Annotated in this window: 18 protein-coding genes and 5 tRNA genes; 2 read left to right on the forward strand and 21 right to left on the reverse strand. The window is 42.2% G+C overall.

Translation table 11 applies throughout. The features are described from left to right. Positions 1 to 121 precede the first annotated feature (121 nt). Positions 122 to 2,194: an LTA synthase family protein gene (locus tag J5A55_RS06895; protein ID WP_004383911.1), complete on the forward strand. Its 2,073-nt coding sequence runs from the start codon at positions 122 to 124 to the stop codon at positions 2,192 to 2,194. A 107-nt stretch (positions 2,195 to 2,301) separates the two neighbouring features. On the opposite strand, the gene J5A55_RS06900 is transcribed toward J5A55_RS06895, so the two are convergent. From J5A55_RS06900 to J5A55_RS06990, 19 genes are all read right to left on the reverse strand, one after another. Continuing rightward, positions 2,302 to 2,634 carry a DUF3467 domain-containing protein gene (locus J5A55_RS06900; protein ID WP_039851469.1) on the reverse strand — a complete coding sequence of 111 codons (333 nt, stop codon included), beginning with the start codon at positions 2,632 to 2,634 and terminating at the stop codon, positions 2,302 to 2,304. Positions 2,635 to 3,280: 646 nt separating this feature from the next. Beyond that, the gene (gene rpoC, locus J5A55_RS06905) at positions 3,281 to 7,654 is read right to left on the reverse strand and encodes a DNA-directed RNA polymerase subunit beta' (protein ID WP_004383917.1); all 4,374 of its coding nucleotides are present in this window, start codon (positions 7,652 to 7,654) and stop codon (positions 3,281 to 3,283) included. Positions 7,655 to 7,682: 28 nt separating this feature from the next. Next, on the reverse strand, positions 7,683 to 11,492 hold the full coding sequence (gene rpoB, locus J5A55_RS06910) for a DNA-directed RNA polymerase subunit beta (protein ID WP_004383918.1): 3,810 nt from the start codon (positions 11,490 to 11,492) through the stop codon (positions 7,683 to 7,685). A 154-nt stretch (positions 11,493 to 11,646) separates the two neighbouring features. Next, complete coding sequence (rplL, locus tag J5A55_RS06915) at positions 11,647 to 12,024, reverse strand: 50S ribosomal protein L7/L12 (RefSeq protein ID WP_004383919.1); 378 nt, start codon at positions 12,022 to 12,024, stop codon at positions 11,647 to 11,649. Positions 12,025 to 12,086: 62 nt separating this feature from the next. Next, positions 12,087 to 12,605: a 50S ribosomal protein L10 gene (gene rplJ, locus J5A55_RS06920; protein WP_004383920.1), complete on the reverse strand. Its 519-nt coding sequence runs from the start codon at positions 12,603 to 12,605 to the stop codon at positions 12,087 to 12,089. Positions 12,606 to 12,623: 18 nt separating this feature from the next. After that, on the reverse strand, positions 12,624 to 13,316 hold the full coding sequence (gene rplA / locus J5A55_RS06925) for a 50S ribosomal protein L1 (RefSeq protein WP_004383921.1): 693 nt from the start codon (positions 13,314 to 13,316) through the stop codon (positions 12,624 to 12,626). Positions 13,317 to 13,336: 20 nt separating this feature from the next. After that, on the reverse strand, positions 13,337 to 13,777 hold the full coding sequence (rplK, locus tag J5A55_RS06930) for a 50S ribosomal protein L11 (RefSeq protein ID WP_004383922.1): 441 nt from the start codon (positions 13,775 to 13,777) through the stop codon (positions 13,337 to 13,339). A gap of 57 nt (positions 13,778 to 13,834) precedes the next feature. Then, entirely contained in the window at positions 13,835 to 14,380 is a 546-nt protein-coding gene (gene nusG / locus J5A55_RS06935; protein ID WP_004383923.1) for a transcription termination/antitermination protein NusG, read from the reverse strand. Positions 14,381 to 14,391: 11 nt separating this feature from the next. Beyond that, positions 14,392 to 14,583: a preprotein translocase subunit SecE gene (gene secE, locus J5A55_RS06940; RefSeq protein ID WP_004383924.1), complete on the reverse strand. Its 192-nt coding sequence runs from the start codon at positions 14,581 to 14,583 to the stop codon at positions 14,392 to 14,394. A gap of 17 nt (positions 14,584 to 14,600) precedes the next feature. After that, positions 14,601 to 14,673: transfer RNA gene (locus tag J5A55_RS06945), tRNA-Trp, on the reverse strand. A gap of 55 nt (positions 14,674 to 14,728) precedes the next feature. Then, complete coding sequence (gene tuf / locus J5A55_RS06950; RefSeq protein WP_004383925.1) at positions 14,729 to 15,925, reverse strand: elongation factor Tu; 1,197 nt, start codon at positions 15,923 to 15,925, stop codon at positions 14,729 to 14,731. Between the two features lie 68 nt (positions 15,926 to 15,993). Further along, positions 15,994 to 16,065, reverse strand: a tRNA-Thr gene (locus J5A55_RS06955). A gap of 10 nt (positions 16,066 to 16,075) precedes the next feature. After that, positions 16,076 to 16,148, reverse strand: a tRNA-Gly gene (locus J5A55_RS06960). A gap of 14 nt (positions 16,149 to 16,162) precedes the next feature. After that, a tRNA-Tyr gene (locus J5A55_RS06965) sits at positions 16,163 to 16,244 on the reverse strand. A 30-nt stretch (positions 16,245 to 16,274) separates the two neighbouring features. Continuing rightward, positions 16,275 to 16,348: transfer RNA gene (locus J5A55_RS06970), tRNA-Thr, on the reverse strand. 87 nt (positions 16,349 to 16,435) lie between these two features. After that, positions 16,436 to 16,735, reverse strand: coding sequence for a ribosome hibernation-promoting factor, HPF/YfiA family (gene hpf / locus J5A55_RS06975; RefSeq protein WP_024985866.1), 300 nt, complete (start codon positions 16,733 to 16,735; stop codon positions 16,436 to 16,438). 22 nt (positions 16,736 to 16,757) lie between these two features. Then, a complete protein-coding gene (locus J5A55_RS06980) occupies positions 16,758 to 17,636 on the reverse strand; it encodes a tyrosine recombinase XerC (protein ID WP_004383927.1) in 879 nt (292 codons plus the stop codon). Between the two features lie 76 nt (positions 17,637 to 17,712). Next, positions 17,713 to 17,904, reverse strand: coding sequence for a 30S ribosomal protein S21 (gene rpsU / locus J5A55_RS06985; RefSeq protein WP_004383928.1), 192 nt, complete (start codon positions 17,902 to 17,904; stop codon positions 17,713 to 17,715). A gap of 719 nt (positions 17,905 to 18,623) precedes the next feature. Then, a complete protein-coding gene (locus tag J5A55_RS06990; RefSeq protein WP_004383929.1) occupies positions 18,624 to 20,408 on the reverse strand; it encodes an aminopeptidase P family protein in 1,785 nt (594 codons plus the stop codon). Between the two features lie 267 nt (positions 20,409 to 20,675). Between J5A55_RS06990 and J5A55_RS06995 the strand changes: the two genes are divergently transcribed. After that, positions 20,676 to 21,668, forward strand: a complete 993-nt coding sequence (locus J5A55_RS06995) for a malate dehydrogenase (protein WP_004383930.1) — start codon at positions 20,676 to 20,678, stop codon at positions 21,666 to 21,668. Between the two features lie 267 nt (positions 21,669 to 21,935). On the opposite strand, the gene J5A55_RS07000 is transcribed toward J5A55_RS06995, so the two are convergent. After that, positions 21,936 to 22,763, reverse strand: a complete 828-nt coding sequence (locus J5A55_RS07000; RefSeq protein ID WP_039851471.1) for a class I SAM-dependent methyltransferase — start codon at positions 22,761 to 22,763, stop codon at positions 21,936 to 21,938. An 84-nt stretch (positions 22,764 to 22,847) separates the two neighbouring features. Further along, complete coding sequence (locus tag J5A55_RS07005; RefSeq protein WP_004383932.1) at positions 22,848 to 24,092, reverse strand: DUF4374 domain-containing protein; 1,245 nt, start codon at positions 24,090 to 24,092, stop codon at positions 22,848 to 22,850. Between the last annotated feature and the right edge of the window lie 89 nt (positions 24,093 to 24,181).

The following is a 24,181-nucleotide window of genomic DNA, read 5'->3' on the forward strand; positions in this document are numbered from 1 at the left end:
AATAGAAGCACATTTATCATTCTAAGGATCTAACATTCTCAAACACGCGAGCGCAATTACTGCCTAAAATATGTCTGGACCTCATCTATAATTATTAACTTTGCCGAAAAATAAGCAAACGATGGACAAAAGAACAAATGTAATTACCAAGAATCCTATTAATTTCATTGGAACACGATTCTTAAAACTGTATCTACTCATTGGATTCATCCTAAGAATTATCTTAATGTGGAATGTCCCCGAAGATTCTTCTTTCTCTTTCTGGGAGATAATCAGATTCTTAAGTGTTGGCTTCGTGACAGACATTTGTATGGCAATTTTGCTTGCCTTGCCATTACAGATTATAAACCTTGGGCTAAATGAAGCTAAATATCATCGCATCACAGGATGGATCATTGAACTTCTACTAACTATTGCCTTTGCCTACGTATTATTCTTCCATACCATCTTCCACGAATACGGAGGCGGCGCACCAAAGATTGCACGAATATTTCTCGGATGGAAACTATTTAGTTTCTCCATACGCTTTTTCATTCCAAGAACAAGAGAAACATGGCGTAAGGTTTCCCTTTATACAACCTGGGCTGTATATGTTTTCTTATTACTTTGCGTCACAGCAGGAGAATACATCTTCTGGGGAGAGTTTGGCGTAAGATATAATTTCATTGCAGTAGACTATCTCGTCTACACTCACGAAGTTATTGGGAACATCATGGAATCCTATTCTATTGTTCCGTTGATTGGCATTACATTACTCTTAACAGCTGCAATTATCTTCCTTCAATCGCGACATTACAAGCTAAAGGTTACTGATCTTTACAATGCGAAGAAGTTTCTTATACACCTTTCTATATATATGATCTTAGCAATAAGCTCATATTTTATCTTACAAGGCACCCATGCTCTACAAAGTAACAATCAATACGTTACCCAACTTGAACAAAACGGAGCCTGCGACTTTGTCATTGCTTTCCAAAGTAACAAGTTAGAGTATGATAAGTTCTATACCATGTTACCCAAACAACAATGTGTGTCCCAGTATCGTCAACTAAGTGGACTTAATAATGAGGGAAAGAAGACGATTGGAGAGTCCCTTGCACCACAACGCCCTAACATCGTCTTAATTACAGTTGAAAGCCTAAGTGCTGATTTCCTTACGCGATATGGAAACAAAGAGAACCTTACCCCACAACTTGACAAGCTCATGCAAGGGAGTATTGTCTTTGACAGTCTATACGCAGCAGGAAACAGAACAGTTAGAGGATTAGAAGCATTATCTCTTTGTATTCCACCGAGTGCAGGAGAGAGCATCATCAAGCGAAAGGCTAACCGAATGGGGAACTTATCAATAGGTCGTATCCTTCCTCACTTGGGGTACAAATCGCAATTCATCTATGGCGGAGATAGTTATTTCGATAACATGGGCGACTTCTTCAGTCATAATGGCTACGAGGTAATAGACAGAAAGGACATACCGAACAATCAAGTAACATTCGCAAACATTTGGGGTGTCTGTGATGAAGATATCTTCAACAAGAGCTTACAAGTATTCGATAAGAACTATCAGTCGAAGCATCCTTTCTTCGCACAGATTATGACCACGAGCAACCATCGCCCTTACACCTATCCCAGTGGCAGAATTAAAGTAGACGGTGACCCTAACACAAGAGAAGCCGCCGTGAAATATACAGACTACGCAATCGGTAAATTCATTAATGACGCCCGAAAGAAAGCATGGTTCCAGAATACCGTATTCGTAGTTATTGCTGATCACTGTGCATCCAGTGCCGGGAAGACATCACTTCCTATAGACCGCTACCATATTCCATGCCTCGTCTATGCGCCAGCTATTCTCCAACCAAGAAAGATTGAAACTATATGCTCGCAGATTGATGTCATGCCTACCCTACTTTCTCTCCTTAAGTTACGTTGCACTGTAAGTTTCACAGGACAAGACATCCTCGCACCAACCTATCATCCCCGTGCATTCATGGCAACTTACCAAGATCTTGGGTATCTTGAAGGTAACCGACTAACAGTTTTATCGCCAGTCCGCAATATACGACAATACATCGTTCGTCCATTACACGATGGTACATTTGAAGAGCAACCTACAAAGCAGATGAATCAAGAACTCATCCGCAAAGCGCAGGCTTACTACCAATACACAAACTTATACGTGAAAGCGCAATAGCTTAACCAAAGTAGTAAACTTGTAACATGCTTACAAGCCCCTCTGAAACAGAAAGTCGCCCCCAATATGGAGGCGACTTTCAAGTATTTTAATCTTAAAGGGATTGCTTATGATTCAACCTTACCATTGCCGAATGGAGCGATGGTGCGTGGTCCCTGCTCTTTTGGTTCGTGGCGGTCAATCTTACCAAACTCTTTCTCGTAACGTACTACATTATCCTGCAAAGCTGCAAGAAGACGGAGTGCATGCTCTGGAGCGATGATAACACGACTGGTAACTGTAGCCTTTGGAACACCAGGAAGAAGTGTAGCAAAGTCGAGCACGAACTCTGAACTAGAGTGAGAGATTATCTGGAAGTTTGTATAAACACCACTAGCGATTTCTGGTGAGAGATCAATCTGCAACTGCTGTCCCTCTTGATTCTGATTGTTATTGTCCATTTTTATTAAAAGATTTAGATAAATAATCTGTTTGTATGGCTTGAATAATCCAAACAAGGCGAAGCGTTATCCACGACCTCTTTGCCCCGTGCGGTCTAGCTTATGCAAAGGTAATACATTCATTGCACTTACCAAAATCTTAACGCAATAGTTTTACATCAATACACGGAACCAATCACAAACCAATAGGTCAAAATAAAGATTCAACCTTGTCTCCGCATCATTTATACCTATTATAATTACATTTCTAACCTATTCCAATTTAAATTAACCCTGTTCGCACTCTTTGTTTAATAGGTTTCCGCATTCTTTATCACCAGTTCCCCATTTCTTTCTCATGCCTCCTGTGTCTTTTTTATCCGTATCTTTTATCAGTCTATCCTGATCAAATTTCAATTTCAGCGTAGTGAAAGAACAATTTCAGCATAGTGAAAGAACAATTTCAGCATAGTGAAAATATTCTTTCACTACGCTGAAATTATAATTTAGTACGTATAAAAAAGAAGGGGAAACTTCTGCCGTAGCTCCTATTGCCGATTTTTTTGCATACAGTTTACCAGTGCGAAACAACCTTTAACTAAGAAAAAAGGGATTCACAGCATAATGCCATGAATCCCTCTTATGTTGATATAAAGAATGTTCTGATTTAATCCTGCGTAGCTTCTGCTACTTCTTGATTAGCATAATCAATAACATTCTTCTTATTCGCTTCCATGCGCTCGTGCTCTTCTTGAGAACCTACGATAATCTTCTGCCACTGACGAAGACCAGTACCGGCAGGGATGAGGTGACCGCAAATTACGTTCTCCTTCATTCCCTCAAGTCTATCGCTCTTACCACGAATAGCAGCTTCGTTGAGAACCTTTGTGGTTTCCTGGAACGAAGCAGCACTCATGAAGCTCTTTGTACCAAGGGCAGCACGCGTGATACCCTGTAGGATCTGAGTTGCTGTTGCTTGTACGGCATCACGAACCTGTACAACCTTGAGGTCGCGACGCTTCAGGCTTGAATTCTCATCACGCAACTTGCGTACAGATAGAATCTGACCTTTATAACAGTTCTCTGAGTCGCCCGGATCGGTAACAACCTTCTTACCCCAGATACGATCATTCTCTTCCGTAAAGTCGAGCTTATCAACCAATTCCTGCTCCAAGAATGTTGTATCTCCTGGGTCATCAATACGTACCTTACGCATCATCTGACGAACGATAATCTCAAAGTGCTTGTCATTGATCTTCACACCTTGAAGACGGTAAACATCCTGTACCTCATTTACAATATACTCCTGAACGGCTGTTGGTCCCATGATAGAAAGGATATCAGCTGGAGTGATAATACCATCTGACAATGGGGTACCAGCACGAACAGCATCATGCTCCTGTACCAGAATTTGCTTTGACAAGCTAACAAGATACTTGCGCTGCTCACCAGTCTTAGATGTTACGATGATCTCGCGATTACCACGCTTTACCTTACCCATTGTAACCTCACCATCGATTTCAGATACAACGGCTGGGTTAGATGGATTACGAGCCTCGAAAAGCTCGGTAACACGTGGAAGACCACCCGTGATATCACCGGCACCGCCAACAGAGCGTGGAATCTTAACGAGTGTCATACCTGTCTTGATTTCTGCACCGTCTTGGAGGATTTGCTCCAAGTGACCACCTACAGGGAGGTTATAAGTTCCGAGGATATCATTAGGTAAGTATTGTCCATCGGCACCTTTCTCTGCTCCGACCTTAACAACATCTACAGTTGGCACCTTTGCTTTATCACGTGAGTCTGTGATAATGCGTTCCGTCAAACCTGTTGCATCATCGGTCTCTGCCTTATAGGTTACACCTTCAACAACATCGTGTAGGCGAAGCACACCGGCATACTCACTAACGATAACAGCATTGAATGGATCCCACTTACAAATTAAATCGCCTTTCTGTACCTTATCGCCTGCCTTGAAGTAGAGAGAACTACCATAAGGAACGTTTTCAGTAAGTAATACGATACCTGTATTAGGATCAACAAAGCGGATTTCAGCCAATCGACTGACTACCATTTGGCACTCCTTGTCGTCATCATCAACGAATGGTACGGTACGAAGTTCGTCAAACTCGATCTTAGCTTCATTCTTAGCCGTGATAGTTGCGTTAGCTGCTGCGTTACCAGCAACACCACCGGCGTGGAACGTACGAAGTGTAAGCTGTGTACCAGGCTCACCAATAGCTTGGGCTGCAATAACACCGACAGCCTCACCCATCTGTACCATACGGGCGGTAGCGAGGTTACGACCGTAACACTTCTTACATACACCCTTCTTGCTCTCACAAGTAAGTACCGAGCGAATCTCAACCATCTCAATAGGAGAATCCTCGATAGCCTGTGCCTTTGCCTCGGTGATTTCTTCACCAGCTGCAACGATGATTTCACCAGTTGTTGGATTGATAACATCGTGAACTGACACACGACCTAAGATGCGTTCATATAGAGTTGCAATCGTCTCATCGCCACTCTTCAAGGCGCGACACTCGAGACCGCGGAGTGAACCACAATCCTCCTCATTAATGATAACATCATGAGAAACGTCAACAAGACGACGTGTCAAGTATCCGGCATCGGCTGTCTTCATAGCGGTATCAGCCAAACCCTTACGAGCACCGTGTGAAGCAATAAAGTACTCCAACACAGACATACCCTCCTTAAAGTTAGAGATGATAGGGTTTTCAATAATCTGTGCACCTTCAGCACCAGCCTTCTGTGGCTTAGCCATAAGACCACGCATACCAGCAAGCTGAGCAATCTGGTCAGAAGAACCACGGGCACCAGAGTCAAGCATCATATATACTGCATTGAATCCTTGGTCAGCCTCAGTCATGTGCTTCATTACACTTGCCTTAAGGTTGTTGTTAACGTGTGTCCACGCATCAATTACCTGGTTGTAACGCTCCTTATCAGTGATGAAACCCATTTCGTAATTAGCCTTCACTTGATCCACCTCATCTTGACCCTTACCGACAATATCTGTCTTCTCTTCTGGAACGATGATATCGTCCAAGTTGAAAGATAGACCTGCTACGTATGCCATGTGATAACCGAGGTTCTTGATACCATCAAGGAACTCACAAGCACGTGCCATACCGACAGCTTTAATAACGTCAGCAATAAGACCACGGAGTGACTTCTTTGAGATAATACCATTGAAGAAGCCTATCTCGGTTGGGATAATCTGGTTGACGATAACACGACCAACAGAGGTCTCAACCATTCGCTTTTGTATCTTACCATCAACAAGGTCGTCAACAACGACCTTTACTTGAGCATGAAGGTCACACTTCTTCTCATTGTAAGCAATGATTGCCTCTTCTGAACCATAGAATGAAAGACCTTCCCCCTTAGCACCTGGACGAATCTTAGTAATATAGTAGAGACCAAGCACCATATCCTGTGAAGGAACGGTGATAGGTGCACCATTTGCTGGGTTAAGGATATTGTGGCTCTGAAGCATCAAAATCTGAGTCTCTAAGACTGCCTCATTACTCAATGGGAGGTGGACAGCCATCTGGTCACCATCGAAGTCGGCATTGAACGCTGTACATGCTAATGGGTGCAACTGAATAGCCTTACCCTCTATGAGCTTAGGCTGGAATGCCTGAATACCCAAACGGTGAAGTGTCGGCGCACGGTTCAACATGACAGGATGCCCCTTCATCACATTCTCGAGGATATCCCAAATAACTGGCTCACGACGATCTACGATCTTCTTAGCACTCTTTACAGTCTTCACGATACCACGCTCGATGAGCTTGCGGATGATGAATGGTTTGTAAAGCTCTGCTGCCATCAACTTAGGAAGACCGCACTCACCCATCTTCAACTCAGGTCCAACAACGATTACGGAACGTGCAGAATAGTCGACACGCTTACCGAGGAGGTTCTGACGGAAACGTCCTTGCTTACCCTTCAATGAGTCAGAAAGTGACTTCAAAGGACGATTGCTCTCACTCTTTACAGCAGAAGACTTACGACTGTTGTCGAAGAGAGAATCAACAGCTTCCTGAAGCATACGTTTCTCGTTACGAAGAATAACCTCAGGAGCCTTAATCTCCATCAATCGCTTCAAACGGTTGTTACGGATGATAACACGACGATAGAGATCGTTGAGGTCGGAAGTAGCAAAACGACCACCATCCAATGGTACCAATGGACGAAGCTCTGGTGGAGTAACTGGGATAATCTTCATGATCATCCACTCTGGCTTATTCACACCTATTGACTGACGGAAACCTTCTACAACCTGCAAACGCTTCAATGCTTCTGTCTTACGCTGCTGACTAGAGTCGGTTGTGGCACGATCACGTAATTCGCCAGCAAGACGATCAAGATCAATACCAGTAAGTAAGTCATAGACCGCCTCTGCACCCATCTTAGCAATAAACTTACTTGGATCAGAATCATCTAGACGTTCATTACCCTCTGGGAGTTTGTTATCGAGGATATCAAGATATTCATCTTCAGAAAGAAGGTCGAACTTATGAGAACCATTCAAATCCTCATCCGTATCGGCATTCTTCATACCCTCTACGACACCCGGCTGGATGACAACATACTTCTCATAGTAAATAACAGCATCTAACTTCTTGGTTGGCATACCAAGGAGGTAGCCAATCTTGTTAGGAAGACTACGGAAATACCAAATATGAGCAACTGGGACAACTAACTCAATATGACCAGCGCGCTCACGACGAACCTTTTTCTCTGTTACCTCAACACCACAACGATCACAAACAATACCCTTATAACGGATACGCTTGTACTTACCACAAGCACACTCATAATCCTTTGTAGGACCAAAGATACGCTCGCAGAATAGACCATCACGTTCTGGTTTATAGGTACGATAGTTAATGGTCTCTGGCTTGGTTACCTCACCAAAAGAATTTTCAAGGATTTCTTCAGGTGAAGCCAGTCCGATAGTAATCTTGCTGAAATTACTCTTTACTTTATTATCTTTCTTAAAAGCCATGTTTTACTTCTATTATGGGGTGTACGTATTAATCAAGTTTGATGCTTAGTCCAAGACCACGCAATTCGTGTAACAACACGTTAAGTGACTCTGGTATACCTGGTGTTGGCATTGGTTCGCCCTTAACGATAGCCTCATAAGCCTTAGAACGACCTACAACATCATCAGACTTGATTGTCAAAATCTCCTGAAGAACATGAGATGCACCAAAGGCCTCAATAGCCCAAACCTCCATCTCTCCGAAACGCTGACCACCAAATTGTGCTTTACCACCAAGTGGTTGTTGGGTAATCAGTGAGTACGGACCGATACTACGAGCGTGCATCTTATCCTCTACCATGTGACCGAGCTTCAAGAAGTAAGTGATACCAACAGTTGCTGGTTGATCGAACTTCTCACCGGTCTCACCATCATAGATATATGTAGAGCAAAGGTTAGGTAAACCAGCCTTATCTGTCCACTCCTTCAAGTCTGAAAGTTTAGCACCATCAAAAATTGGAGTAGCGAACTTAACACCTAACTTACGACCTGCTGCACCAAGGATGGCCTCGAATATCTGACCAAGGTTCATACGAGACGGTACACCCATTGGGTTCAATACCAAGTCAACAGGACGACCATCCTCAAGGAATGGCATATCCTCGGTACGCACAACCTTAGAAACAATACCCTTGTTACCGTGACGACCAGCAAGTTTATCACCAACTTGAATCTTACGTTTCTTTGCGATGTAAACCTTAGCCATCTGAAGTACACCTGAAGGGAGCTCATCGCCAATGGTAATAGCAAACTTCTTACGCTTCAATTCAGCATCCATCTGCTTATACTTGCGGATGAAGTTCATAATTAACTTCTGGATCAAGAGGTTAGTATGTTCGTCATCTGTCCAACCATTCGATTGGATTCCCTCATAATCAAGGTTCTTCAGAGCTGCAGCTGTAAACTTACTACCCTTTGTGATGATTTCTGCATCAGAATAATCTTTAACACCCTCTGATACCTTATCTTCCGTCAACTCAAGTAACTTATCAACCAAAAGGTCTTTCAAGTCATTTACCTTTGCCTCTTGCTCTTCATCAATCTTAGCAAGAGTTATCTTATCTTGACGCTTACTCTCACGCGTCTTAATAGCACGTGCAAAGAGTTTCTTATCAATAACGACACCACTCAATGAAGGGTTAGCCTTCAGGGAAGAATCCTTCACATCGCCAGCCTTATCACCAAAGATAGCACGAAGGAGCTTCTCTTCAGGAGAAGGATCGCTCTCACCCTTAGGTGAAATCTTACCAATCATGATATCACCTGGTTCTACACGAGCACCAACACGAATAATACCATTGTCATCAAGATCCTTTGTAGCTTCCTCGCTTACATTTGGAATATCAGAAGTGAATTCTTCAACACCACGCTTCGTCTCACGTACCTCAAGAGAGTACTCATCTACATGGACTGATGTTAATACGTCTTCACGTACCATACGCTCAGAGATTACAACAGCATCCTCATAGTTATAACCCTTCCAAGGCATGTAAGCAACGAGAAGATTACGACCTAGAGCCAATTCACCATTCTCTGTTGCATAGCCTTCAGTAAGAATATCACCCTTCTTCACACGTTGTCCCTTATCACATATAGGGCGAAGGTCAACTACCATATTTTGATTCGTTCTACGGAACTTAGGGATACGATATTCTTTCAATGCTGGTTCGAAACTAACAAACTCTTCGTCCTCTGTACGATCGTAAAGAATTCGAATAGTTGTGGCATCAACATATTCGATAACTCCTTCACCTTCTGCTGTAATCATCGTACGTGAATCTTCACATACTTGTTTCTCAAGACCTGTACCAACAATTGGGGCATCATTATGTAGCAATGGAACTGCCTGGCGCATCATGTTACAACCCATCAATGCACGGTGACCATCATCATGCTCTAAGAAAGGAATGAGACCAGCAGAAACAGAAGCTATCTGTTGTGGAGAAACATCTATTAAGTTAACAGAGTCAGGTCCCACAACAGGATAATCTGCATCTTGACGACACTTAACGGTGTCGCGAACGAAAGTTCCATCATCATTCAATGGAGCATTACCTTGTCCAATAATCTGATCTTCCTCCTCTTCTGCCGTCAAGAATACAACATCCTTGTTGTCCATATCAACCTTAGAATCACGAACACGACGATAAGGTGTAACGATGAATCCTAGATCGTTTATTTTCGCATACATACAAAGTGAAGATATCAAACCAATGTTTGGTCCTTCAGGAGACTCAATTGGACAAAGGCGACCATAGTGAGTATAGTGAACATCACGCACCTCAAAACCTGCACGTTCACGAGAAAGTCCACCTGGACCCAATGCAGAAAGACGACGTTTGTGGGTCACTTCGGCTAAAGGATTAGTCTGATCCATAAATTGGCTCAATGGATTAGTACCGAAGAATGAGTTGATAACACTTGAGATCGTCTTTGCATTAATCAAATCCGTTGGCTGGAATACCTCACTATCACGAACATTCATACGTTCACGAATAGTACGATTCATACGAGCAAGTCCTATTGAGAATTGGTTAGCTAACTGCTCACCAATAGTACGTACACGACGATTTGATAAATGGTCAATATCATCAACGGTTGCATTTGAATTGACTAAGCTAATGAGGTACTTGATAATCTCAACAATATCATCCTTAGTCAACACACGCGTATCCATGTCCGTATCCAAGTTCAATTTCTTATTGATACGATAGCGACCGACCTCACCCAAGTCATAACGTTTGTCTGAAAAGAAAAGGTTTTGGAATACCTCACGTGCACTTGCATCGTCTGCAGCATCGGCATTGCGAAGTTGACGATAAATGTAATTTACTGCCTCTATTTCAGAGTGACTAGGATCTTTTGCCAGTGTATTAAATATAATAGAATACTTATTTGCTGCATCCTCATCCTTATGGAGTAAGATTGTTGACACAGAACTATCAAGAATCTCATCAACGTTCTCCTCTGTAATGACCGTCTCACGTTCAACAACGACCTTATTACGTTCGATAGATACAACTTCACCTGTATCCTCATCTACGAAGTCTTCAGTCCACGTCTTCATAACGTTACCAGCGATCTTACGACCAATAGCAGCCTTCATATTCTTCTTATTAACCTTAATCTCCTCACAAAGATCAAAGATCTGAAGAATGTCACGATCAGACTCATAACCTATAGCACGTAACATCGTAGTTACAGGTAACTTCTTCTTACGATCAATATAAGCATACATGACATTGTTAATGTCTGTTGCAAATTCTATCCAAGAACCTTTAAATGGGATGATACGCGCACTATATAAGACCGTACCATTCGCATGAACACCTTGACCAAAGAATACACCTGGAGAACGATGTAACTGAGAAACAACGACACGCTCAGCACCATTGATAACAAAAGTACCATTGCTAGTCATGTATGGAATTGTACCCAAGAATACATCCTGAATAAATGTACCAAAATCCTCATGATCTGGATCTGTACAATACAGCTTCATCTTAGCCTTTAAAGGTACGCTATAGGTTAAGCCACGCTCAAGACATTCTTCAATAGTATATCTTGGTGGGTCAACATAGTAATCCAGGAACTCAAGGACGAAATTATTACGCGTATCGGTGATAGGGAAGTTCTCTGCGAACACCTTATACAAACCGTCATTCTTGCGTTCCTCAGGCGGAGTGTCCAGCTGCAAGAAGTCACGGAAAGACTTCAATTGCACATCGAGGAAATCCGGATATGGATATGGATTTTTAACGCTGGCGAAATTTACTCTGGGTTTATTATCTAATGCCATAAACTGAAATTAAATATTCGAATATTTAAAGTCCACGACGGACTAAAAGCGTGATTAAATATCTCACGGATGTGCCAAAAGACACAAAAAGGTTAGGACTCACCTACTTGGTAAATCCTAACCAAATTATATTAAATATAAGAATGAAGTAAAATTACTTCAATTCTACCTTAGCACCTTCAGCCTCGATAGTCTTCTTCAAGTTCTCAGCTTCAGCCTTAGCCATACCCTCCTTCAAAGTAGAAGGAGCACCATCAACGAGATCTTTAGCTTCCTTCAAACCGAGACCACAAGCCTCCTTAACAGCCTTAACTACCTTAAGCTTATTAGCACCAGCCTCAACGAGAACTACGTCAAACTCTGACTTCTCCTCTGCACCACCAGCTGCACCACCAGCAGCAGGACCAGCAACAGCAACAGCTGCAGCTGCAGGCTCAATACCATACTCGTCCTTGAGGACAGTTGCCAACTCATTTACTTCCTTAACAGTAAGGTTTACTAACTCTTCTGCAATAGCTTTTACGTCTGCCATTTTATTCTAACTTTTTAATTTTTTGTTCTAAAAATAATATATCTTTGACTTTATTAGATTTCTTACTCAGCACGCTCACCTAAAGTCTTAAGTACACCATGAATAGTGCCAGCGCCTGACTGGAGAGCAGAAACAACGTTCTTGGCTGGAGATTGTAGCAATGCAACAACATCAGCAATAACTTCGTTCTTACTCTTGAGAGCTGCAAGTTCTTCGAGCTTATCTGCACCAATAAATAGAGTTTCCTCTACATAAGCTGCCTTTAGAGCAGGAATAGCTTCCTTCTTATACTCTTTCAACAGTTTAGCTGGTACATTTGCAGTATGAGCAAACATAACTGCAGTATTACCTTTCAAAGAACCATACAGTGGTTCAAAATCTACATCTGAAGCCTCAAAAGCCTTGTGAAGAAGAGTATTCTTCACTACGACCATATTGATCTCGCTCTTAAAGCACTTACGGCGGAGAGAGCTTGTAGCCTCTGCATTCAAACCAGTTACATCAACTAGATAGAAATGAGGGAAGCTCTTCAACTTCTCACCGAGTTCAGCGATAATTGTATCTTTTACTTCTTTCTTCATTGTACAAAACTTTTAGAGTTACTCAGCTGATTTAGGATCAATCTTGACACCCTTACTCATCGTGCTAGAAATAAAGATACTCTTGATATATGTACCTTTAGCAGCAGCAGGCTTCAGCTTGATAACGGTAGAGATAAACTCTTTAGCATTACCATAAATCTGCTCAGCAGTCATACTAACCTTACCGATTGATGTATGGATAATACCAGCCTTATCAACCTTAAAGTCAATCTTACCCTGCTTTACTTCCTTCACTGCCTTAGCAACATCCATTGTCACAGTACCACTCTTTGGGTTTGGCATCAATCCACGAGGACCAAGTACACGACCTAAAGGACCTAACTTACCCATGCATGATGGCATAGTGATGATGACATCAACATCAGTCCATCCACCCTTAATCTTCTCAACATATTCGTCGAGACCAACATAATCAGCACCAGCTTCCTTAGCGGCAGCTTCCTGATCAGGAGTACAGAGACAGAGAACACGTGTCACCTTACCTGTACCATTTGGTAATGACACAACGCCACGAACCATTTGGTTAGCTTTACGTGGGTCAACACCAAGGCGAACATCAACATCTACAGAAGCATCAAACTTAGTTGTAGTAATTTCCTTAACCAACTTAGCTGCTTCAGCTAATGTGTATGCTTTCCCTGCTTCAACCTTCTCAGCGACTGATTTCTGATTTTTTGTCAGTTTACTCATTTTTACTTTTGAAGTTTAAATTATTTACCAGGGAAGTCCCCTTTTACAGTGATACCCATACTACGAGCAGTACCAGCAATCAGTTTCATCGCACTTTCCACTGTGAAGCAGTTAAGATCAGGCATCTTATCTTCTGCAATCGCCTTTATCTGCTCCCAAGTTACGGATGCAACTTTCTTGCGGTTTGGCTCACCAGATCCGCCTTTTACTTTAGCAGCCTCCATAAGCTGTACAGCAGCAGGAGGAGTCTTGATAATAAAGCTAAAAGACTTATCGTTGTAGTAAGTAATTACGACTGGAAGAACTTTACCAGCCTTGTCCTGGGTACGGGCGTTGAACTCCTTGCAGAATCCCATAATATTGATACCCTTAGAACCCAATGCAGGACCTACAGGGGGGGATGGATTTGCAGCGCCACCTTTAATCTGTAATTTGATTAATCCAGCTACTTCTTTAGCCATTTTCTTGTTAATATTAAAAATTAAACTATAAAAGACAGAATAGTATCCGTAACAATACTACTCTTCTTTTGCGACTTGCATAAAACTTAACTCCAATGGGTTTTGACGACCAAAGATCATAACCATCACTTTCAACTTATGCTTCTCAGCATTCATCTCCTCGATGACACCATGGAAACCACTGAAAGGACCATCAGTAACCTTAACAGTCTCACCAACCTCATACGGAACATCTTGAACTTCATCAAGTTCTGTTTCTTCCACGTTACCAAGTAAACGATTAATATCTGCTTGGCGAACTGGAGAAGGCTCAGACATACCTCCGAGGAACCCTAATACATTAGGCATGAAACGTAACGTAGAAGCTACGTCTGGAGTCATGTTGGCTTGAACAAGCACGTAGCCAGGAAGACTTAGTTTCTCTTTGACAACGCGTTTGCCATTACGCAAAGTTGCGTGTTTCTCCATTGGCAATAAAACCTCGAAAACACGCTCAGCAAGCTTATCGTTCTGTCGTAGTTGAGCATCGATATATTCTTTTACCTTTGCCTCTTTACCACTGACAGCCCGAAGAACATACCATTTCTTTTCTGTATCAGCCATTTTCTAATGAATTAACTCGGATATACAAAGTTCATCACATGTTGGAAAACAAAATCCATAGCAAACACTACCAATGCAATGACAAGGGAAGCAGATAAAACAACCATTGCACTATGTGTAAGCTGAGCACGCGATGGCCATGTAGTCTTATGCGCAAGTTCGTCGTAGCAAGCCTTGCAATAATTAACTATCTTCTTAAACATAAAATCTTCTCTGTTTGCACGGGTTGAAGGACTCGAACCCTCGACACCTGGTTTTGGAGACCAGTGCTCTACCAACTGAGCTAAACCCGTAAATAAGTCCCCAAGCCCGAAGACTCGGGAACTATTTATGATGTAAATCTATGATTTACTTAATATCATCGAGGATTGCAGTAATCTGACCAGAACCTACTGTACGACCACCCTCACGGATAGCGAAACGAAGACCCTCGTTCAAAGCAACCTTGTAGATCAACTCTACTTCGATTTCAACGTTATCACCAGGCATTACCATTTCAACGCCCTCTGGCAACTTGATTTCACCAGTACAGTCCATTGTACGGAGGTAGAACTGTGGACGATACTTGTTACCGAATGGTGTGTGACGACCACCCTCTTCTTTCTTCAATACATAGATAGATGCCTTGAAGTGATCGTGAGGAGTAATAGCTCCTGGGTGTACGACAACCATACCACGCTTAACTTCAGCCTTATCAATACCACGGAGGAGAAGACCTACGTTATCACCAGCCTGACCTTGTGCGAGGTTCTTACGGAACATCTCAACACCAGTGATTACAGACTTCTTGTCCTCACCAAGACCGAGCAACTGAACTTCGTCACCTACCTTACATACACCAGTCTCAATACGACCAGTAGCAACAGTACCACGACCTGTGATAGAGAATACATCCTCAACAGGCATCAAGAATGGCTTGTCAACCTCACGCTCTGGCTCTTGAATCCAAGTATCAACAGTGTCCATGAGCTGCATTACAGAGTCAACCCACTTCTCTACACCATTCAAAGCACCAAGTGCAGAACCACGGATAATTGGAGTATCCTCTTCATAACCATACTGCTCAAGGATCTCGCGAACCTCCATCTCAACGAGGTCAAGCATCTCCTCGTCGTCAACCATATCACACTTATTCAAGAAAACAACCAAACGAGGTACGTTTACCTGACGAGCGAGCAATACGTGCTCACGAGTCTGTGGCATAGGACCATCAGTAGCAGCTACAACCAAGATAGCACCATCCATCTGTGCAGCACCAGTAACCATGTTCTTTACATAGTCAGCGTGACCTGGACAGTCTACGTGTGCATAGTGACGTTTAGCTGTTTCGTACTCAATATGAGCAGAGTTAATGGTGATACCACGCTCTTTCTCTTCAGGAGCATTATCAATCTGATCGAAAGACTTAACATCCTCAGAACCAAAGCCCTTCTCATGAAGAACCTTTGAGATTGCTGCAGTAAGAGTGGTCTTACCGTGGTCAACGTGACCAATAGTACCAATGTTTACATGCGGTTTGGTACGCACGAATTCTTCTTTAGCCATAGCTTTTCTTATTTAATATTAAATGAATAATCTGCGTTTTTGTTATACTAACTTAAAAAATATAGTAGAGCTGTAACTGAGAGTTGAACTCAGGACCTCTTCCTTACCAAGGAAGTGCTCTACCACTGAGCTATTACAGCAAAACCATAGAGCGGAAAACGGGGCTCAAACCCGCGACCCCCAGCTTGGAAGGCTAGTGCTCTATCAACTGAGCTATTTCCGCAAATAACATTTGAGTGGGTAGTGATGGATTCGAACCACCGAAGCTAGAAGCAGCAGATTTACAGTCTGCCCCATTTGGCCACTCTGGAAACTACCCTTATATCAAATGCTTTCTCTTTTCAAGAAGAGCCTCTTGTCGGATTCGAACCAACGACCCCGAGATTACAAATCACGTGCTCTGGCCAACTGAGCTAAAGAGGCATACTTTGCAGCCAAAGGCTACTTGTAGTAAAACGGCTGCAAAGGTAATAATTTATTTTCAATCTCCAAAACTTTTAGAAGATATTTTCAACGTTTTCTTTGCTTTTCCTTGAACTTGGTAAGCTGAACCTTCATTGCATCTACACACTCATCAACTCCTTCTTCAAAAGTATCGAATGTCTTCTCTACAAAAAGCGTTGTACCTGGCACAACGACTGATATACTTGTAGTTTTATTTAATGCAGTAGCAGGTTTCTCTACCTTTAATTGCACCTCAACTTTCTGAATGTCTTCGTAAGACTTTTCTAATTTCTCGACCTTCTTAGTGATAAAGGCTTGTAACTTCTCGGTAGTGTCAAAGTGAATTGACTGAATCTTAATTTCCATAGGTACCTCCATTTTTAAAAGGTTACGCCCTTGGATGGGCATTATTATAGACTTTCTTTAACTGCTCAAAGGTTGTATGAGTATATATCTCTGTTGTTGATAAACTCTCATGCCCAAGCAGTTCTTTCACACTTTCCAACCCTGCATCATGATTGAGCATTGCTGTAGCAAACGTATGGCGGAGCACATGTGGAGAACGTTTCTTCAGTGTTGACACCTTAGAAAGGTTTATTTTAACCATCTGCCTCACCTGTTCATCTGTCACTCTTTTTCCTTTCTCCGTTCGGAAGAAAGCAACGGATTCGCTCTCTGTCTCTACATCTCGTTGCTGCTGATAAGCAGTGAGCGTTTTTAATAATTCGTCTCCAAAGGGTATGATGCGTTGTTTGTCCCTCTTTCCTGTGACTTTTATTTCACAGTTAATATAGTCAACATCCTTGTCATTCAGACCTATTAACTCAGAAATACGAACTCCTGTTTCATAGAAAGTTACAATAATTGTACGTGCAAGTACATCTTTATAACTATCTGTCCACATTCTCTCATCTAAAAGTTGATCCATTTCTGACTCCTTGAGGAATTGTGGAAGAGGTCTCTTTCTCCTTGGTCCTTGAATCCCATGAACGGGATCTTTCACAACAAGATTACGTCGGAGAGCATAGCGATAAAATGACCTTAGCGCACTAAGCCTTCTATTGACAGAAGAGGCTGCATTGCCTTTATCCATCATATATTCCATCCAACGCCTGACAATATCGGAATCTACAGACTCCCAAGAGAGCTGCTGATCAAGTCCTTGAAAAAATCGTTCAAACTCTTTTAAGTCGTCCCGATAATGCTTTACAGTTGCTGGAGAATAATTTCTCTCTAACTTCAAGTAATCCAAGAACAAATCTTTCATCGGCACATTGTCAAATCATTTATTGGCAACGAATTTACGGAATTAATTCTAAACTACCAAATTCCTTAAGAAGATTTTACTCTTCTGCGTTACGAAGCTGCTGTACATAAACGGCATGCTCCATCTTCAAGCGCTTCTTTACAGAAGGTTTGTCAAACTGCTGACGAGCACGTAGCTCCTTTACAACACCTGTTTTTTCAAACTTTCTCTTGAACTTCTTAAGAGCGCGCTCAATGTTCTCGCCGTCCTTTACTGGTACAATAATCATGCTTTTTGTTTTTATTAATTTAATTGTTATACATGTGCAAAAGGGCTATAACACCACTTTAGCGGCTGCAAAGTTACACTTTATTCTCCTAACTTCCAAACATTTGTAGACTTTCTTAGTACATTTGTCTTTGGGTATAATCACCAAATCTACTTATTCATTATTGATTTTCAACTATAGAAACCCAGAACTCTAACAAGTTTCCCTGCCCTTTTAAGAACTTTACCAGCCTATTATCTTACAGGAAAGCCTGTATTGAAGAAATGATCAAACAACTCTTTGGGTTCATATAAAACACTAATTTACTTTTCATTTTAGTTGCTGTCACTTTTAACATTTTACATAACCAACTATTTATCAGTAAATTATACACACAAAGTGAATGACAGGAATGACAGGAAAATAATTTTCGTTATTATAACCAGACAAACATATATCATCATAAACAAAGTGAATGGAAAGGCTACGAGAAACTATTCAGTGCATAACGAGACTCTGACTTATTAGTGACGGACAAGAGTCTATACTGAAAGAGACGCCCTTCTTGATATAAAAAGGGCGTCTCTTGCACTCAAAGGAAGGCTCTTGTCGAACATTATTTATAACGACCTCACACGCAGCAGAACTATACTATACTTGTTAAAAGCCATGACGATCCTTATAAGCTCTCGAGAACTACACTTTAAGAAAGTATAATATGAAGTTATTTTTTATAACTTTTAGATAGAACGAGTTGCCTCTTCTAACCATTTTCGCTCATGTCCTGCCAAATATGGAGACAGACTCTTAAAGACACGACGATGATAGTTATTAATCCACAGACGCTCTTCCTCCGTCAACAGGTCTAACACTATGGGCGTTGTATCAATGGGTGCAAGAGTAAGTGTCTCGAACTTCAAGAAATCACCAAAGGCTGTTGTCTCTGCTGGAACAATAAGTAAGGTATTCTCTATGCGCACCCCGAACTTCCCTTCAAGATAGAGTCCAGGTTCGTTTGTAACGGTCATACCTGCTTGCAAAGGAGCTGGTCTCCATTCCATACGAACCTGATGTGGTCCCTCATGAACATTCAAGTAACTTCCGACCCCATGTCCAGTACCATGGAGATAATTGTAACCTTCACGCCACATGGGTTCTCGTGCAATGGCGTCAATCTGTGAACCGCATGCACCAGAGGGGAACCGACACAAGTCAAGTTGGATATGCCCCTTGAGAACTAACGTATAGACTCGACGTTGCTCGTCCGTCAGTTCTCCCAAAGCAATGGTTCTTGTGATGTCGGTTGTACCATCTTCATATTGCGCCCCACTATCAATAAGAACAAAGCCATGGGGTTCTATGGGTATATCCGTCTCTGGAGTTGCCTCATAGTGCACAATTGCCCCATGCGCTTCATAGCCTACAATCGAATCAAATGATATTCCTTTAAAGTGTTGCTGTTCGGCGCGAAGAGCCTCCAAGCGGTCTGCTAATGTTATTTCAGTTTGTCCACCAGCCTCAACAGCACCTTTCATCCATGCTAAGAACTTAACCATCGCAACACCATCGCGCAACATGGCTGCACGGAAACCATCTTGCTCCACCTTATTCTTTATGGCTTTCATCATCGGAATTGGAGATGTCCCCACATGTATTTTATCATTATCTACGGCTGTTGACAAGGCATAATTAGTAGAATGGACATCTATCAAAAGTGACTTTCCTGTATATTTCTTCAATCCAGTCTCTACTGATTCGTATTCTTCCACATCAATATTCTCTGTAGAAAGATACTCACAGACATCCTCTGGCAACTTCTCTCTATTAATATATAAGGTGGCATTATTAGAGGAAATCAGAAGATAAGATACAAACACGGGATTACAATGAACATCACTTCCACGCAGATTCAACACCCAAGCAATCTCATCTAAGGCGGTAACTAAGAGTCCATCTGCACCTTGTTTAACTAAACTTTCACGTATTCGACACAGTTTACTCTCTGTCGTCTCACCAGCATACTTCAATGGATGAAGACATACTTTATTATTAGGAATGACAGGTCGGTCATGCCAAAGAACATCCATCGGATCATCTGTACAACGCACCAACATGTTCCCTTTTGTCGCCAAACTCTGTTTCAAATCAGCAACATCAGCATACGTATTGACACTCCCATCTACTCCTACGATGGGGTTTTCGTATTCCGCCAACTCACTTGCTAACCATTCACTAATTGAAGGTGTACCCGCCATGCGCTCTTTCATCAACTGATATTCACTCCCCGCAAGTTCCTTTGCAGCTGCAATGAAATAACGAGAATCTGTCCATAAGGCAGCATGCTGTAATGTGACAACTGCCGTCCCAGCTGATCCACTGAAACCAGATATCCATTCACGAGTCTTCCAATGATCGGCTACATATTCACTATTATGTGGGTCACTACTGGGGAAAATCAAAGCAGTAAGCGCATTCTCCTTCATCCATCTACGAAGTGCAACAAGGCGTTCATTGATTGTTTGCATAATATTTATAGGGTTAGAGGTTAAAAAACAATTATAGAAAAGACTATCTCTTCTGTTTCGACCGCTAAGTTAATCAATAATTCCAAAACATACAAATCAAGAATAACAAGAAATATCTATAAATGCAAAACCTATCTTACAAAGGCTTACTATTTTATAATTAATAACACAAATAATTATTCCTTTTTCTTCTCACATACTCTTTTTTTATTAACTTTGCGGTATCGAACAAAAGGGAAAATATACTTTTAAAATAAAATATTTATTATGAATTACTTAACAAACGAGAAACTTGTTATCGTCGGTGCAGGCGGTATGATTGGTTCAAACATGGTTCAGACCGCTCTTACACTCGGTCTTACTCCTAACATCTGTCTATATGATATCTATGAGCCAGGCGTTCATGGTGTGTTCGACGAGATGGAACAGTGCGCTTTCCCTGGTGCTAACCTTTCTTACACCGTTGACCCTGCAGAGGCTTTCACTGGTGCTAAGTACATCATCTCTTCTGGTGGTGCTCCTCGTAAAGAGGGTATGACACGTGAGGACTTGTTGAAGGGTAACTGCAAAATCGCAGCTGACTTCGGTGAGAACATCAAGAAGTACTGCCCAGACGTAAAGCACGTTGTTGTTATCTTCAACCCTGCTGACGTTACAGCATTGACAGCTCTTATCCACTCTGGTTTGAAGCCAAATCAGTTGACATCACTCGCTGCCCTCGATTCTACTCGTCTACAGCAGGCTTTGGCTCATGAGTTCGGTGTACAGCAGGATAAGGTTACTGGTGCACACACATACGGTGGTCACGGTGAGCAGATGGCTGTATTTGCTTCTCAGGTTAAGGTTGATGGCAAGCCATTGTCAGAGATGGGTCTTTCTGCAGAGCGTTGGGAAGAGATTAAGCATCACACCGTACAGGGCGGTTCAAACATCATCAAGCTTCGTGGTCGTAGCTCATTCCAAAGCCCAGCTTACAACGCTGTTAAGATGATTGAGGCTGCTATGGGTGGTGAGAAGTTCACCTTGCCAGCAGGTTGCTACGTTAACGACGAGAAGCTCGGCTTCAAGAACGTTATGATGGCTATGCCTACAACTATCGACGCTACTGGTGTTCACTACACTGAGCCAACAGGTACTCCAGAGGAGATGGCTTCTCTCCAAGCTTCTTACGAGCACCTCTGCAAGATGCGTGAGGAAATCATTAGCCTCGACATCGTACCAGCTGTTGCTGAATGGAAGAAAGACAATGCGAATCTGTAAGCAAGTTGATGAGTTGACAAGTGCACTTTCAAGTTGACGAGTTAACAGCAGATATTATTAGAGAAAGGCAACCGACATTTATAGTCGGTTGCCTTTCTTATTGGACAGATAAAACGTGTAAGGAACTCAAAGGTCTCCCCCAAAAAACTTAGGAGCTTTTCACAAAAAGCTTAGGGACTTTTTTAAAACGTTCGTAGGTTATCTCGAAATACTTTCGAACAGTTCTACCTGTCTTCTGCAACTAACGGGCAGAAACAGGAGACGGAACTATTCTATCTCAATCCTAACAATACGCTGATTGAAGCGGCGATGGAAATAAGGAATGCGAAGGAGCAGATGGAAAATGGACGGGAATCGCCCTTCATCGTACTCACTCATAAAATATTCCTTCCTCACGTGCAATCGACTGTTCCATTTCTCCATCTCCTTTGTATTGAGTAGTGACCACTTGAACTCAACACCTTTGTCCATCTTCTGCAGCATATCATGTTTCTTCTCTCGTCCAACAAACACAAAAGCGAGCATATCAAACAAAATGGTAGCTGATGGGAGTTTGTCACAGATATTGCGGAATAGTTCTCGCACTCTTTCCTCAGGGAAATACATCAGCACTCCCTCAAGAATAATTAGTACAGGCGACTTACTATACGCTCTCACTTTGTCCAGCCAGTCCTCATCAAACATGGATTCAGCCAAATAAGTGTTGCGTTCCGTTTCCATAAGGAAGCGACGGCGCAAGTCAATAGCTTCTTTGAGATCAAGGTCGAACCAGTGCGTCACTTCTGGTCTTCCCAGCCGCTCGTAACGTGCATCCAACCCTGCTCCTAACTGTATTACCACAGCATCGGGGTGCTGGGCAAGGAACTCCCTCGCCTCATTATCAATCAGCTTGGCACGAATGCAGCAGCCTAACTGTGAGAGCTTCGCTTTCTGAAATTTCGAGAAATCATAGTCAATCTGTCCGATAATTTCCTTTGCTTTCTCGTCACGCAGCAAGGGATTAGGGCGATTGGACTCTACAGCTTTTGCCCACAACGTGGTAAGCATCGTCTCGGGAATCTCCGTCAGAGTGGATTTAACCTTTTCCATTTGTATTCTATATGAATATCATTTGAGTGATTAGATAACAGGAAGGCTCCTTTTACTTTTACTTATTATTAAGTGAGGAGCCCTCCTTTTTTACTTCTCAAAACTATGAAAGAAGCTCGGGTTGCCCTTTACATTTATAATAGGACCAGCGACTTCTTTCGTATCTGGATTGTAAGTGTAGAATCCTGTGGCCTTCTTATTAGCACTACCAAAGACTATCAGATTCTTATGCTTTGCGACAGCAATACCTTGAGGATTGGAAACCTCCATACCTTTTATAACCGCCACAGTTTTCTGCTTCAGGTCAATGACAACCGGAACATTGGTAAGACTAACATAAGGTTTCTTTAGTCCGTTAGGATCAAGACCAAAAGAGTTAGCATAGGCGTAAGCCTGTCCATTACCGCCGTAGAGTATCGTTGCCAGGAACTCTGCATGCTTGGTCGCCAGACCGGCAACTTCCGTCTTGTCAAGGCGGATGCAGTAATTAGGATCGATATCCGTTGAACCGTTCTTTATACGCACGATACCGCCGTTGAGTCCTGGAATGAAACCGAACGAACCGATACAGTTGATGTAAATATCTTTATTCTCATCCATAAAGATAGAGCCCGGATCAATTGGACGTGTAGCAAAACACATTTCCAAAGACTGATTAACGATGTGTTTCTCCACCTTATCCGTCTTCACATCAATCATAGCAAACTCTATGTTGTTACGTGTTGGCATATATTGTGCGTTCATCTGATTCAATCCAACAAAGAGTTTTCCATCACGAATAATCATTGCAGCTGGTGCAACCCTCGTATCTGACTGTTTCAGATTATTAAGGTCAATATCAGCAATCTTTGTCATAGTTGTTGGGTTGAATACCATCACAACACCAATACCTTGTAAACTTAGATATGCTTTCTCACTACTTGCCTCTACGATGTTACATGCTGCAGCACCAGCAGGAATAGACAATGCGCCTTCTTTCTTCCATGTGCCATCTCCCAAAATTCGATAGCGATTAACCTCTGCCTTCGTATTTCCCATATAATCAGGGAAGGTATAAACATTGCCTGACTCTGTTACAATTGGCGTAGAACCAAAACCGCAAGGAATACCGTTCTTATTGTCGTATGTTCCTGGTAAGAAACTTGGCAATGCTTGCAAATAAACATTACCACTACTACCTTCAGGATTGGTGATACCCGTTGCAAAGACAACACCGTGGAACTCCTTTTCACCTGGAGTAGGCTTAGGAGCTGGCGTTGGGTCATCATTACTGCTACACGCACTAAACAAAGCTGCTAAGACAACAGCAGAAAGGATTGATTTAAGCTTTTTCATTGTTTCATTATTTATTGTAGAAATATTATATAAACCATGCCTTTAAGAGGTATTAAGCAATAACTAAAAAACTGACGAGCTTTTTCTTG

This window comes from Prevotella veroralis (assembly GCF_018127765.1).
In the GTDB taxonomy this organism is placed as follows: Bacteria; Bacteroidota; Bacteroidia; order Bacteroidales; family Bacteroidaceae; genus Prevotella; species Prevotella veroralis.